The organism is Sphingobacterium sp. UBA3549, from assembly GCF_002376635.1.
Classification (GTDB): Bacteria; Bacteroidota; Bacteroidia; order Sphingobacteriales; family Sphingobacteriaceae; genus Sphingobacterium.
The window spans coordinates 25854-41072 of the sequence record NZ_DFOE01000020.1; the positions used below are offsets into that span (position 1 = coordinate 25854).

13 protein-coding genes and 1 tRNA gene are annotated in these 15219 nt (G+C 40.3%); 6 read left to right on the top strand and 8 right to left on the bottom strand.

Annotation, left to right across the window (positions count from 1 at the left end):
• Positions 1 to 10: 10 nt before the first annotated feature.
• On the top strand, positions 11 to 1774 hold the full coding sequence (locus B2W36_RS11095; RefSeq protein ID WP_293887781.1) for a RagB/SusD family nutrient uptake outer membrane protein: 1764 nt from the start codon (positions 11 to 13) through the stop codon (positions 1772 to 1774).
• A gap of 6 nt (positions 1775 to 1780) precedes the next feature.
• Positions 1781 to 3100, top strand: coding sequence for a glycan-binding surface protein (locus B2W36_RS11100; RefSeq protein WP_293887782.1), 1320 nt, complete (start codon positions 1781 to 1783; stop codon positions 3098 to 3100).
• 368 nt (positions 3101 to 3468) lie between these two features.
• Here B2W36_RS11100 and B2W36_RS11105 read toward each other — a convergent pair.
• A tRNA-Leu gene (locus tag B2W36_RS11105) sits at positions 3469 to 3548 on the bottom strand.
• Between the two features lie 182 nt (positions 3549 to 3730).
• Here B2W36_RS11105 and B2W36_RS11110 point away from each other — a divergent pair.
• On the top strand, positions 3731 to 4681 hold the full coding sequence (locus tag B2W36_RS11110; RefSeq protein ID WP_293887783.1) for an aldo/keto reductase: 951 nt from the start codon (positions 3731 to 3733) through the stop codon (positions 4679 to 4681).
• Positions 4682 to 4921: 240 nt separating this feature from the next.
• Here the strand turns inward: B2W36_RS11110 and coaD are convergent, their stop codons facing one another.
• Genes coaD through B2W36_RS11125 form a run of 3 tightly spaced genes read right to left on the bottom strand, consistent with a single transcriptional unit; the run spans position 4922 to position 6727 of the window.
• Positions 4922 to 5398, bottom strand: coding sequence for a pantetheine-phosphate adenylyltransferase (coaD, locus tag B2W36_RS11115; RefSeq protein ID WP_293887784.1), 477 nt, complete (start codon positions 5396 to 5398; stop codon positions 4922 to 4924).
• Position 5399: 1 nt separating this feature from the next.
• Positions 5400 to 5939, bottom strand: a complete 540-nt coding sequence (gene rsmD / locus B2W36_RS11120; protein ID WP_293887785.1) for a 16S rRNA (guanine(966)-N(2))-methyltransferase RsmD — start codon at positions 5937 to 5939, stop codon at positions 5400 to 5402.
• Positions 5930 to 6727 (bottom strand): DUF3822 family protein, encoded by a 798-nt coding sequence (locus B2W36_RS11125; RefSeq protein WP_293887786.1) that lies wholly within the window; start codon positions 6725 to 6727, stop codon positions 5930 to 5932. The genes rsmD and B2W36_RS11125 overlap by 10 nt, the downstream gene beginning before the upstream one ends.
• A gap of 85 nt (positions 6728 to 6812) precedes the next feature.
• On the opposite strand from B2W36_RS11125, the gene B2W36_RS11130 reads away from it, so the two are divergent.
• From B2W36_RS11130 to B2W36_RS11140, 3 genes are all read left to right on the top strand, one after another.
• On the top strand, positions 6813 to 8237 hold the full coding sequence (locus B2W36_RS11130) for an ATP-dependent DNA helicase (RefSeq protein WP_293887787.1): 1425 nt from the start codon (positions 6813 to 6815) through the stop codon (positions 8235 to 8237).
• 91 nt (positions 8238 to 8328) lie between these two features.
• Complete coding sequence (locus B2W36_RS11135) at positions 8329 to 10821, top strand: S9 family peptidase (protein WP_293887788.1); 2493 nt, start codon at positions 8329 to 8331, stop codon at positions 10819 to 10821.
• A gap of 7 nt (positions 10822 to 10828) precedes the next feature.
• Complete coding sequence (locus B2W36_RS11140; protein WP_293887789.1) at positions 10829 to 11371, top strand: hypothetical protein; 543 nt, start codon at positions 10829 to 10831, stop codon at positions 11369 to 11371.
• 20 nt (positions 11372 to 11391) lie between these two features.
• On the opposite strand, the gene ruvB is transcribed toward B2W36_RS11140, so the two are convergent.
• The 4 genes from ruvB to B2W36_RS11160 form a co-directional block, all read right to left on the bottom strand.
• Positions 11392 to 12414 (bottom strand): Holliday junction branch migration DNA helicase RuvB, encoded by a 1023-nt coding sequence (gene ruvB / locus B2W36_RS11145; protein WP_209580257.1) that lies wholly within the window; start codon positions 12412 to 12414, stop codon positions 11392 to 11394.
• Between the two features lie 13 nt (positions 12415 to 12427).
• Positions 12428 to 13165 carry a polyprenol monophosphomannose synthase gene (locus tag B2W36_RS11150; protein WP_293887814.1) on the bottom strand — a complete coding sequence of 246 codons (738 nt, stop codon included), beginning with the start codon at positions 13163 to 13165 and terminating at the stop codon, positions 12428 to 12430.
• Positions 13166 to 13528: 363 nt separating this feature from the next.
• A complete protein-coding gene (locus tag B2W36_RS11155; protein ID WP_293887790.1) occupies positions 13529 to 14725 on the bottom strand; it encodes an NADH-quinone oxidoreductase subunit D in 1197 nt (398 codons plus the stop codon).
• Positions 14726 to 14730: 5 nt separating this feature from the next.
• A complete protein-coding gene (locus B2W36_RS11160) occupies positions 14731 to 15219 on the bottom strand; it encodes an NADH-quinone oxidoreductase subunit C (protein ID WP_209580261.1) in 489 nt (162 codons plus the stop codon).

The window sequence follows — 15219 nt, forward strand, 5'->3', positions numbered from 1 at the left end:
CCATTTGATCATGAAAAATACATTTTATTATATCCCATTAGCCTGTGCTATATTAGGTTTTTCAAGCTGTGAAAAATACCTTGATGTAACATCTGAAACACAGAAACAGGCAACACAATCTTTTAAAAACATAGCCGATCTCCGTGGCGCAACGGCTGCTCTATACTGCCGACCATGGTACACCACCAACACCTCTGTACGGGAAATCACAGAGGCCAGAGCTGGAAATCTATATGTGGACGGAGTGACCGGTGAATTGATCACTACTGCCCTATTCTCAGAAGTTGCTAACTACAATAATATAGCAAACTCTTGGGCATCTTTATATCTGGTGATTACCCAAGCTGATTACATTATCAATGATTATGTGAAAACAGCGATAGCAAATGGTGTAAACGAAACGGAAGTAAAAGCATGTGAAGCTGAAGCACGTTTTATGCGAGCAACTGCATATTGGTACCTCGCAAACTTATGGCACGATGTACCCATTATCGACGATCCTAGAAACCATACTTTAAATCCCCTAACACCACCTCATCGCTTTGAAGATGTGGTGCAATACGCCATTAACGACCTCATATTTGCGTCAGAATTTCTCAAAGATACGGATACAAAAGGAAGAGTGACTAAAGATAGTGCAAGGGGGATGCTATCAAGGATATACCTAATGGCTGCGAATTATGCGATGGGCAACCATTTTTCAACCGATTATCTAAGTCGAAACAATGCAGGAAGCAACAACGAATTGGCAGACACCTATTTTCAGCATGTCAAGAAATTATGTCAACAAGTGGTGGAAGGCGGATATTACTCCATGCTGCCTGATTTCGAACAACTGTGGAGGACACAAAACAATAATAATTCGGAAACCCTATTTGGCATTCAATTTATACCGGGCATTACAGATTGGGGATATACGAGTCCATTGAATGATCTTGCCTACAACAGGGAGTTAACAGGGAACTTAAATGGAGGCGGGGCACTCTTTGTTTCTTACGATATGCTCAAGTCCTTTGTGGATGATGGTGCGTTGTCCAGAATGCGCGGAAGTGTTTCGATTCCTGGACAAAATTACAGTTATATCGGAACTCACTTAAAAGCAGGAAGCTGGACTGTACCTAGCGGAAAAACGAAGGTCAATTTAAAAAAATTTGTTGTAGGTAGTAGTAAAGACACCGATGGAGCGGCTGTTCAGGGGAATACAGGTTTAGTATCACCCATGTTACGGATGTCTGAAATCTATCTCATGTATGTCGAGGCTGCTCTTGGAAGACAACAACAGACAGCTGATCAAATAGCGCTAACATACTTTAATAAAGTAAGGGAAAGGGCATTCAGCAAAAATATCCAGAATTATGTGCCAGCAACAACGATTACCCGAAACCGATTATTTATGGAAAGAAGGCTCGAGTTTTTTTATGAGACGATCTACTGGACTGACCTTAAGAGGAGATCCTTTTACGACATGGAATGGACCCTTAACTTACTCAATAATAAACTAAAAGATAGCGATGCGGAAACCCCATTTACCAATTATGCCTCTTGGGCATACACCTATGATCCTTTATTGTATCCCGCAGGTAAAGGTTGGACAAACTCTCCTCGCGCCCAAAGTGGTTACAAACCACAAGCCGTGGTACATAACCTGCCCGCAGGATCTTATGTGCATGCAGTGGGTTCAACATCCAATATTTGGTGTTTACCCTACCCATCTGCAGATGTAACAACTGATCCTGAATTGACCTCAGCTCCAATAAATTATGACTTTAAATAATTTGATATGAAAAATTTAAGAATTACATATATATTTATCATAGCGCTAATATGTTATAGTTTTTTTTCATGCAAGAAAGATTCAGCTAGCAGCAGCATACAAGTTACAGGTGTCTGGTCTCACAGCAGAAATACAGAACCCACCCAGATATCTTCTGTTTTTTTCAATAATTGGATCCGTATCCACGGCAATGGTTTTACTGGCCTACAGCGTGTCTACTTCAATGGAACACAGGTGCCTTTTATACCAATTTATGTTACCGATACAGACATTATCATCAACGTGCCGGAGACCATACCAACAGGCAGTGATGTAACGGACCAAACATTGCTAAACACCATCAAGCTAGTGACCACAGCAGGTCAAATAAGCTTTGACGGATTTATTTTTCGCGACCCAGATAAAATTCCATCGATCAGTGGAATATCTTATACAATGCCCTATGCTGGAGACCTCATTGAAGTATACGGTAAAAACCTGAAAGATGCGAATGCCGTCAGTTTCCCTGATTCAACAAAAGGTACTATAAAATCTGCCAATGACTCCATCTTACAAGTGATTGTTCCTGCAAACATCGATAGACAAAAATATGGACGCATTACGATTGAGATCGATAATGAGCACTATTCTTCAGCTCCCTACATGTTTTTTCAAAATGGAATATTTCTAAAAACTTTTACAGAGGAAGCTATGGTTGCTGGAGGAAGTAACGGGATCAAAATCTACTCGAATCCAGGGGATATTGCGGCACTGACAGGCCTTCAGCGAAATCCAGAATACGTGATTGCTATTCCGGCTACAAAAACAGATATACCCGTAGCAACAAACAATGGTATTAGCGGCAATTTTTTTAAGTTTCACGCTTATAAAGCTTTCAACAAATTGATTGAGAGCAATAGCGAGATAAAAGGAACAACCTCCATTGAAAATCTCGCCATACAATTTGAACTTTACATGCCATCACCTTGGATATCAGGTGCTATCCCTTTCAAAATGAATAAAAACAGAAGTGGCGTGAACTATGCATATCTCTATAATATCACCGCTTGGGAATGGAAAAAAGTGATTACTGGCGGATTAGAATTAAGTCCATTTAGATTTGACAACGGGTGGAAAACAATTACGCTCAAATTTAGTGAGTTTCCAACACTAGCAATGAGCTCACTAAAAGATTATTCCACATCATTGCAAACAAATGGCTTCGAGTCTTTAGTCGGATATACGAATTACGATCTCAACGAAGATGGCCATACACCACAAGCCGTTAAGAATTTTCAGATGTACCTTGCAAACTTCCGACTTGTTCCATTAACAAATTTAGAATAACAGATCCGTCATATCATCCCCTCCCTTATCAATCCTTTCCGCCCAGAATTAACTCTAATTCCTGGGCGGATTAATTTTGACGTTTGTCCGATATTGTTGCTGTAGGTCGGTAACATTTTATAGTCAAAGGAGTTTATTAGGCTTTGTCTATATTAACAAGATTAGTTATTGGTGAGGAACCGAGGTAAGCGGATTTGAGTCCACCTAGGTCTATGATTAATCGTTGCAGAACAATGCCCTGATCCTATTTTTTGACATATCCTTCAACTTTTGTACATGATCCATCCGTGATCATCGGATGTGATGATTCATTGAAAAATGCCTATAAAAGAAAAAATCCTCTTTACATTCAGTAAAGAGGATTTTTGTACCCGGAGCCGGAGTCGAACCGGCACGGTTTCCCACTGGTGTTTGAGACCAGCGCGTCTACCAATTCCGCCATCCGGGCATATCCGTTTGGGATGATGCAAAAGTAAGCAAAGTTTTTATTATTCCAAATTACCTTACTAATCATTTTTAAAACCCACTGAGAATGAATAAGAAAATTTAAAAAAAACCTTTCACTCCGCTATAAATAGATTGAAAATGGGCTTTTTTACCTAATTTTAATTAGGAAACAATCAAATGATCATGGAAAAAGTAAAACTCGGAAATAGTGAAATTGAATTCAAACCGCTTGTCTTTGGTGGAAATGTATTTGGTTGGATCATAGATGAGAAGCAATCCTTCGCGCTGTTAGATGCTTTTGTCGATATGGGATTCAGCCTGATTGATACATCTAACAACTATTCGGATTGGGTACCGGGGCACAGCGGATCTGAATCAGAAACAATCATTGGCAAATGGATCAGCCAAAGGGATATACGCGATAAAATTCAGATTGCCACAAAAGTCGGTGGACGCCGAATGGATAATAGTAAACCTAATCTGAAAAAAGAGTATATTATCAAATCTGTGGAAGATTCGCTCTTGCGCCTGAATGTAGATACAATTGATCTTTATCAATCTCATCACGATGATCTGACAACCGGAATCGATGAAACACTAGAGGCTTACCATCATCTGATCCAGACTGGAAAAATAAAATGGATCGGTGCATCAAATCTCAGTCCGGAACGAATTGCGGAATCCCTCCGGATTGCTGAGGAGCACAATCTGCCCGCTTATATTGCTATCCAGCCGGAATACAACCTTTACGACCGAGTGAAATATGAAGAACAGTATGAACAATTGGCCCTTAACAATCACCTGGGTGTAATCAGCTACTATTCACTCGCCAGCGGCTTCCTCTCGGGCAAATACCGCTCTTTGGATGATATAAAAGAGGTAAAGCGCTACGATGCATTAAAAGATAGGTTTAATGCGCGTGGTCTCCGTATTTTAGCTGTATTAGCTGAGATAGCCCATAGCCAACAAGCAAGCATGTCAGCCATTGCCTTAGCCTGGATTTTACATAGACCTTCCGTTACAGCTCCTATTGTAAGTGCAACCAGTATCCAGCAGCTCGAAGAACTCAGCAAAGCTGTAGAAATCAAACTAACACCTGAAGAGTATTATCTATTGGACAAAGCAAGCTCATAGTAAGCTAAAATACGGATAAATTAATTTAATGGTTTGAAAACAAATACATTAATCCTGAAATAATGGGGTAACCAAATAATATTTGGCTGTACGCCATAGAGGATAATTTGACTGATTTAAATAACAAAACTTATTATTTACATAAAACACATAAAACCCTGTCTACCAACAATAAAAAAAGTGCAACAAAATATTATTTTGGTGCACTTTTTTTATTAAATCGGGCTTTATTGATCTTGCTTATTTATCTTTTTCATTCAATAGCGACAGAATGGCAACGGGCACCATTGCACTGATATCCCCCCCATTAAACCAGACATCTCTAACAATGGACGAAGAAATATGGGCAGTTCCAGATCTACTCATCAAGAAATAACTTTCCACCTCGTTATTGAGCAGCAGATTATTTTGAGCAATGGCGTTTTCAAATTCGAAATCATTGGTATTCCGGAGCCCACGTAATATAAAACGCGCTTTAACCTGCCTGCAGAACTCCACGGTTAAGCCCTTATATTTATGCACCTCAACCCCGCTTACGTCGCTAAAAACACGGCTAATTGATTCCACCCGCTCGTCATGGTCTAACATACCCTTTTTATTGGCGTTATATCCTACCGCAATAATGATTTTATCAAATAACGGCATTGCTCTTTCGACAAGATCTTGATGCGCTAAAGTAAAAGGGTCAAAGGATCCCGGAAAAACAGCAATTTTCATATTAGATCGTATTAGTGTAAAAAGAAAATGATGAATACCCGTATTTTCTAGTTTCTATAAAATTTGGATGATCTTCCATCTGCCTTGTTGACGGATGCTCAACAACGAGGAGCCCACCATTACGCAGTAATTGTTGGTCAAAAATTAGTTTTGGTAATTGTGGTAATTTAGGAATATCATAAGGTGGATCGGCAAAAATAAAATCATAAGTCTGCTTACAGCTAGCAATGAATTTGAATACATCGGCTTTTCTTGCTTTAATCTGCTCCAATTTCATCTTATCCGCGGTATCATTGATGTATTGCACACATTTGAAATGAAGGTCTATCGCGTCAACATGCTCCACATCCCGCGATGCGAGCTCAAAACTAATATTCCCTGTTCCTGCAAAAAGATCCAGACATGCTAAACCATCAAAGTCCAGCCTGTTCTGTAAAATATTAAACAGCGCTTCTTTGGCGATATCCGTGGTTGGTCGCACAGGTAAATTTGATGGTGGATTGAGCCTTAAGCCACCTAAACGACCTCCGATTATTCGCATAGTATAGAATCAAATAATACATTATATGGCGCCAAATTTGATTCGACTTCCCTATCTGCCAATACAACTTTTGTTTTTAAATCCAATATTTCAATATCAGCAGTATAAGTCGAGATACGCTTATAATAAGATTCATTTGGGATTTCTCCTGAAAGAAGCACTTTGTTAATGGAATCGCCAAGGTTGAATTGCGTTAAAATATTAAGCACATAATAGCTGATATCATCCAGGGTATGAATTTCAAAACTATTATAGAGCTGGAAAACACCGTTTTTAAACAGGTAAAAATCAACCGTATTTTCAGCCACAAAATGAAGCCCTAAGACACTACCTCGAATCGAAACGCGCTCCTGTGCGCGGTCAAGCACAACAGCGAATTCGGGAAGTATCACAGCATCAGGAAACAACCTCCTCCATCTATTTAATAACAATCCATCAAACTGATATACAGCAATTAAATTAAGGTTATCTAAAGAATAGCTAAATGTATTTTCAAGATCAGATGTGCCTAAAAACTTCAGGTAATCGCCCATCTTTTCACTCAGAAAAAACTCTTTCGGAATAAATGTAAAAGTTTGATGCGGTATCACCACACGGACAAATCGAAACGGAAGACTCATAATTCGCGTGGCATCTAAAATCGGCTCCTCTGAAGGATACTCGATCAAAATCGGCGCAACCGACTTTTTATCAACCACTGCCAAGACATCTTTCTGAAAGCCAGCCTTGACCAAAAGATTGTACTCTGGTAAATAATGAATATTGAATTGCTTTGAAATATAATTCATTCGCTGAATTGTAAAAATTAAAATTTCTTAAAGCAAAAATAGCTTTTTCTAGAGGATAAGACAAACCTTTTAAATAACTTTGAAGGTGTTCATCAAAAATCTGTTAATACAGCAATTTCCATTGCAGGCCACCGATCAGCAGTTGGAGGCCTTCGAATTACTGGAAGAATTTCTACTCGCTTTTGACAAGCAATCCTGCTTTGTCCTTCGAGGATACGCCGGTACGGGAAAGACAACGTTAATTTCGGCGCTGGTCAAAGTACTGCCAGCATTACGCAAAAAAGCTGTCCTGCTAGCTCCAACGGGTAGGGCTGCAAAAGTGATTACCTATTATTCGGGTCGCAAAGCACTGACAATCCACAAGAAAATCTATCGAAAAAAATCTGCTGTTTCATTTCAGCTGGATTTCACTTTAGCAGAGAATCTTCATGAAGATACCCTATTTATTATCGATGAGGCTTCAATGATCTCCAATGCTCCTGTAAATGCCTTTTCGGGAAGTCTTTTGGATGACCTGATCCGCTATGTGCAATCCGGGAAGAATTGCACCCTACTATTTGTCGGAGATACCGCTCAGTTACCACCTGTAGGACTCCTGGACAGTCCCGCATTAAACCCAAATTATCTCGAAAGTGAATTTCATCTATGCGTTTATCCGTTTGAGCTGACCACAGTGGTACGTCAATCCAAAGATTCTGGCATACTGTATAATGCGACAAAAATACGCGAAGAGATAACCTCTGCAGAGGAAGATCAAGATAATTTTCCTTTTCCAAAATTCATAACTAAAGGATTCAAAGACCTTTACAGAATGACAGGTGAACGATTAATCGAAGGGATAAACTATGCCTATGACAAATATGGACTCGAAAATACAATGATTATCTGCCGTTCAAACCGCTCCGCAAATTTGTACAATCAAAACATAAGAAATAGGATCTTATTTCGGGACGAAGAACTCACCGGCGGAGATTATATTATGGTTGTAAAAAACAACTACTTCTGGCTACAGGAAAATAACATGGGCGATGGATTTATCGCAAACGGCGATATGGCCAAAGTACGAAAAGTGAGCAATATCCATGATCAGCATGGATTTCGATTTGCAGATGTCACACTTGAATTTGTAGACATTGACGAAATAGAACCTATCACTTGCCGCGTCATCCTAGACAGCCTCTATACGGATAGTCCCAACCTGCCCTATGAAGCCCAAAAAGCACTCTACGAAGAGATCGCCTTGGATTATGCCGATATTATGGATAAAAAAGACCGCCTCGAAGCAATCAAAAAAGATCCCTATTATAATGCACTTCAGATTAAATTTGCATTTGCAATTACCTGCCATAAAGCGCAGGGCGGCCAATGGCCAATCGTCTTTGTAGACCAGGGTTATTTAAACGATGACATGTTGGATCTTGAATTTTTAAGATGGCTATATACTGGGGTGACACGGGCAACAAAGGAGCTTTTTTTGGTTAATTTCAGTGAAAACTTCTATCCATCATAGGATTATTACACGAATCATTCGCAAAAGAACCCCATTATAGATATTTTTACATCCAAAACCATTATTACACGATTATCTATATTATTATTTAATGCATAAGTTCTACTTTATCTTAGCGGTCGGCTTATTACCCTATATGGGTACCGCACAACAGGCGAAAGAGGCGCCTATAAAGGCCAACTATCAGTTGGCGGCGAAATTTTCCCCTGAAAAATTAAAGAAAATGATTTTTTCAACCAGTATCAAACCAAACTGGATAAATTTTTCTGATCGCTTTTGGTATGATTACGCAAGCCCGCAGGGAAGAAACTGGTACATTGTTAATCCCGCCCTGAAAAAGAAAGAACTCCTTTTCAATAATGACGACGTCGCCGCTCAAATTACTAAAATCGTTAAAAACCCTGTAGATGCCCAACACTTGGAATTACAAGGGCTTCGGTTTACTAAAGATGAGAAGAAATTAAGATTTCAGGTTCAGAGTACGCAAGATACCGTCAAATCCAAAGATGAAATACAAAAACTGAAGAATAAGTCCGATACCACCAAAAAGAAACTATTTTATCTGGAATACGATCTGGCAACAAAGTCTGTGTTAGAAATCAGTGACTCGACAAAAGTAAAACCACCTTTGGGTTGGGCGAGCTTCTCCCCTGATACCAATACAGTTTACTTTGCAAAAGACTACAATTTGTATTGGATGGACAGGTCCAACTACCTTAAAGCGGTAAAAAATGAAAAGGACAGCACCATTGTAGAACACCAAATTACAAAAGACGGTGTGCAATATTATGCCTGGGGCGGCGATGAATACAGTACAACTACCGGTGACGAAAAAGATAAAGATAAAGAAAATGAACCTAAACGTAAGCGGGTATGGATCAGCTGGTCGCCAGATGGGCGTTATTTTACCTTGAGCAGAAAGGACAACCGTTCATTAAAACCTTTGTGGGTAATCAATAATGTTGGCTCATCCCGCCCAACACTTGAAACGTATAAATACCAAATGCCAGGTGAGGTCGATTCGACGGAAACTGAACTTTATATCTTTGATGCAGGAGCAAAAACTCCACGTCGCATCGATGTGTCCGCGTTTAAAAATCAGGCCCTCTCAACCTGGACAAAAACTCCGGATAAAAATTCGTATAAAGAGGATTACTTTATCAATTACTGGTTAGGCAATAACGAGGAATTTTACATTTCACGTTCTAGTCGCGACCTCAAACGGATTGACCTCCTAAAAGTCAATGTAAATGGCACAGTAAACAACATTATCCAAGAACGCTCTAATGTCTATCTGGATGCTCAAAAACCATTCCTGATTGAAAATAAAAAGCAATTGATTCATTGGTCAGAAAGAGACGGATGGGGCCATTACTACCTGTACGACACAAATGGAAAATTGATTAATCAGATTACAAAGGGCGCCTTTCATACGGAAGAAATTACTGGTTTAGACCCTGCTTCAGGAACACTATACTTTACCGCATCGGGCCGTGAGAAAAACGAAGACCCTTATTATCTGCACCAATATAGTATAAATACAGGAGGCTCTGGTATTAAATTATTAAATCCGGGAAACTTTGATCACCAGGTGGAAATGAGTGAATCTTCAAGGTACTTTGTTAATAACTCCTCCAGGGTCAACACAACGCCTGAATCTGTCTTATACAATAGCAATGGACAAAAAGTAATGACATTGGAAAAGGCCGATCTGTCGTTACTTTTTGCTGCTGGTTACAAATTTCCGGAACCCTTTAAAGTAAAAGCTGGAGATGGTACCACGGATCTTTATGGGGTGATGTATAAACCATTTGATTTTGACAGCACCAGAATGTACCCCATTGTCGAATATGTCTACCCTGGACCTCAAACCGAAGCGGTCAATAAGTCATTTGGCAGAAGCATGGACCGAATCGACAGGCTAGCACAGTTCGGTTTTATCGTCATCACCGTCGGTAACCGTGGCGGACATCCTTCACGTTCGCAGTGGTACCATACCTATGGTTACGGAAATCTGCGCGACTATGGTTTGGAAGATAAAAAAGTGGCCGCAGAACAGCTTGCTGACCGCTATAAATATATTGATATTAACCGTGTGGGTATAACTGGCCACTCCGGGGGAGGATTTATGTCTACAGCAGCGATGCTTGTGTATCCTGATTTCTTTAAAGTTGCCGTGTCTGGAGCAGGAAATCATGAAAACCAAATCTACAACCGCTGGTGGAGCGAGCGCCATCATGGTGTAACAGAAAAGGTATCCGCTAAAGCAGATACTACGTTCTCGTACCAGATAAATAAAAATACAGAGATCGCAAAAAACCTTAAAGGTAAACTATTGATCGCCACCGGCGATATCGATAACAATGTACACCCGGCTAACTCGATTCGAATGGTCGATGCACTCATTAAAGCCAACAAAAGATTTGATTTCTTACTATTACCGGGACAAAGACATGGTTTTGGCGATATGACAGAGTATTTCTTTTGGAAAATGGGCGATTACTTTAGCGAGTATCTGTTGGGCGATTCCAAAATGAACGAGGTCGACATGACCGAAATAAATCGAGAAAAGCCACAAAGATAACGGCTACATGACACACGATGAAAAATTAGCATTTCTATCCGTTACCTTGAGATCTTTCGAGGTAGCGGATTTTTCTTTGGATATTCTTCAGGGAATAACACTGAGCGATCTGTTGAACATTTCCTTAGAGAAAGATAAAAAGATCGCCTTTCGCGCCGCATGGGTTTTTGAAACCATCGTTTTGAAAAATACGGCACTGCTAAAATCTGTTCTCCCACAATTCCTGGATAATTTAAAAAAACAAACGAATTGGAGCTGCCTTAGAAGTTACACTAAGGTTCTGCTATTTTTGACGTCGAAAAAAAATAAAGAATATACACTTGGGAATGAGGCGGAAGAAGAGATCATCGAGTACTCCTTCCAATGGATGATCGACCCTCCCTGTCCTGTCGCTGTATTGGTCAACTGCCTGGACATCTTAAATAACCTACGAAAAAAGCATCCCTGGGTACAGGAAGAGTTAAGGGCGCAAATAAACTATTTTCAAAGGACAAAACCTAGTCCAGCCCTAATGAGCCGGACTAATAAAATTATGCAGCAGAAAAGTTAAAACACACTTTTCATTCGCGCTTAAAACAGTGTGTTTCCTTTCGAATGATTGACACGGCCCAAGTGCTTATAGGCCGCTTCGGTACACTCGCGACCCCTTGAGGTCCGCATAATGTACCCTTCTTGAATCAAAAAGGGTTCATAGACTTCCTCAATCGTACCTTCATCCTCACCAACAGCAGTAGCTACAGTTTTTAGTCCGACAGGTCCACCTTTAAATTTGTCTATAATAGTCGTTAAGATTTTGTTGTCCATCTCGTCTAAACCATTTTCATCCACATTAAGCGCGTGCAAAGCATATTTCGCTATTTCTTTATCGATGCTTCCATTACCCTTTATCTGAGCAAAATCCCGTGTACGGCGTAGTAAAGCATTGGCTATCCGGGGTGTACCCCTGCTCCTCCGCGCAATCTCATAGGCCCCTTCCTCGGATATCGGTGTGTTTAAGATATGAGCCGAGCGCAATACAATAGTTGTCAGCAATTTTGCATCGTAATATTGGAGGCGTGAATTAATTCCAAAGCGTGCACGCAAGGGGGCAGTCAAAAGTCCCGAGCGTGTTGTGGCCCCGATCAAGGTAAACGGATTCAGGGAAATCTGAACAGAACGTGCATTTGGTCCTGTTTCCAGCATGATGTCAATTTTGAAATCCTCCATAGCCGAATAAAGATATTCTTCCACCAAAGGACTTAATCGATGAATCTCATCGATAAACAAAACATCACCTTCTTCCAAATTTGTCAATAACCCCGCTAAATCACCCGGTTTATCCAATACAGGTCCTGAAGTAATTTTGATACCAACCCCCATCTCATTCGCAATAATGTGCGACAAAGTTGTTTTTCCTAAGCCCGGAGGGCCATGCAGCAAAACGTGATCCAGCGCCTCGCCTCTCAGCCTAGCCGCTTTCACAAAAATATTGAGGTTCTCTAATATTTTAGCCTGTCCGGTAAAGTCTTCAAAAGCCTGAGGCCGCAATGCTCGTTCAATATCACGGTCGGTATTACTGAGACGTTCTGCATTTGGATCTAAATTCTCGTTCATTGTGGCAATATTTTTAATTTCTCTTATAGCGCTTTCCGATACTACCTAATTTTAATTGGATTACACCAAAAAATGCTTCCTTAAAGATACTCGTACTCATCTTTGATGTACCTTCGGTCCGATCTGTAAATATAATGGGTACTTCGACCACCTTAAAACCATATTGTATAGCGGTGAATTTCATTTCAATCTGAAAGGCATAACCCACAAACTTAATCTTTTCGAGTGGGATTGTACGGAGGACTTCGCGTGTGAAACAAACAAATCCCGCAGTAGCATCCTGAATATCAATTCCGGTTATAAAACGAACATATACCGAAGCGAAATATGACATCAGTACGCGGCTCATTGGCCAATTGACAACATTCACGCCCTTAATATAACGCGAACCTATACTCATCTCTGCGCCGTCCACACAAGCCTGCCGTAAGCGAATCAGATCCTCAGGATTGTGGCTGAAATCCGCGTCCATTTCAAAAATATAGTGGTAATGTTCGCGAGAAAGCGCCCACTTAAATCCATGAATATATGCCGTTCCCAACCCCAGTTTCCCGATTCGCTCTTCAATAAACAAACGGCCGGTATATTCATTAAGCTGTAAATTCTTGATGATCGCAGCAGTTCCATCAGGAGAACCATCGTCTACGATTAAAATATCAAATGCATGTGGTAAGGAAAAAACTTTGCGAATGATTTTTTCAATATTTTCCTTTTCATTATATGTTGGAATGATAACTAAACTATCCGTCACTTTTTTATATTTAAGACCAGTAAAGGTAAACATTTACGTTAAATTCCAACGCAGGAATTCAATGAAATATATAGGACAATCCATATTGATCCAGTGAAAAAGAAGTAAACCCTTCAAACTCAAACCAACATCGGAACCGAAAATAGGTTTTGATCAATAGATTGCATTGTATCAAAAGAAAAGCCCGTTACTTTGGGAGTAACGAGCTTTCATTAACCAATTATAAACTTAAATTATGAGACTGCAAATATGATTAAAATTGCTCTCAATTACAAATTTATTTGCGTTTTTATGCAACATTTTCAATACATTGTGTATTCTAAATTTGCTAAATCGTTTATTAAACACGCATACTACCGCAGATTAGCGATCTACCTCACCCAAAACAATATCAATCGACCCCAAGATCGCAATCAAATCAGCAATCAGCACCCCTTTTCCGAGTTCTGAAATCACCGAAAGGTTATTGAAACTTGGCCCCCGCGACTTTACACGCAATGGAATATCTGATTTATCTTTTGTGACAAAGTAAAAACCCAATTCTCCTTTCGGATTTTCAGCACGCACATAATAATCCTGAGCTTTCAAATTTATTTTTTTCGGTACGAGAGCCCGCGGATCAAATTCGGCTGTACGTTTAAAATCTTTCTGCAATCGTTCAAGGCATTGCTCAACGATGCGAACAGATTGCTTGACCTCATCTACCCTAACTTTATAACGGTCCCAGCAATCACCGAGTGTTCCCATTTCACCTGTCCCTACAGGTATCTCAAAATCAATCTCTGGATAAACCGAATAGCCATCTATTCGTCTCAAATCCCATTTTATACCCGAAGCCCGCAGCATAGGTCCCGATACACCATAATTTATCGCAACGTCCGCAGGAAGTACACCTATTTTAGCCGTACGGGATATAAATATCTGATTCTGAGTTAATATCTCATCCAGTTCGACCAATTTAGGTTTGAAGTATGCAATAAATTCTGCACAACGTGCTTCAAAGCCAACAGGCAAATCATAAAACAAACCACCAACCCAAATGTAGTTGTACAACATCCGGGAACCAGAAGCCCACTCAAGCATATTCATAATGTGTTCACGGTCACGAAAACACCAGAGAAACGGCGTTGTTGCACCGATATCAATGCCATATGTTCCAATAGCAATCAGGTGCGATGCAATTCGATTGAGTTCACAGACCAGCACCCGGATGTACTCTATTCTTTTGGGTAGCCGACTGTCGAGACCAAGCATGCGTTCGACACCCATAACGAAAGCATGACTATTATTCATCGAGGCTAGATAATCGAGACGATCAGTAAAAGGAATGGTCTTTGCATAATTTAACGATTCGGCATGCTTATCAAAACAGCGGTGTAGATACCCTAAATGTGGAACAACCTCTTTCACAACCTCTCCATCTGTAATCAGCTGAAGCCGGAGTACGCCATGCGTCGAAGGATGCTGAGGCCCCATGTTTAACACCATTTCCTGACTGGAAATCGCTGTAAGGTGTTTTTCATAGCGTACTAATGCCTCTCTATATTTTGGATTCGCCATTTCGATCAATTAATATGAATGCCATGATATGTTTCTGCCTCTTGATAATCCTTGCGCAGAGGATACCCTTCCCAATCGTCGGGAAGCAGAATCCTTCTAAGATCCGGGTGTCCCTCAAAATAAATTCCCATCAGGTCAAACGCTTCCCGTTCATGCCAATCTGCCGTACGCCATACCGAAGTAAGCGAAGGAATCTCAGGTAATTCGTCCAGCGAACGATGACCAGACAGCTCAACTTTTAAGACCAAACCGTGTTGATAAGGCAATGAATTGAGATGATAAACAACGGTAAAATGCGTTTGATAGTCCACCGCAGTAAGATTGCTTAAAAAATCAAAGTACAGCCCCTCTGTATCCCTCAGGAACAAACAGACGGCTATTATATCGGCCTTATCAATAAATAATGCAGGCTGCAGCCCATTGCGATCTTCCTTAAGAATAATTTGAGTTCCAAATCTGGAAACCAACATCGATTTAATTTCGTCAAATGTCAT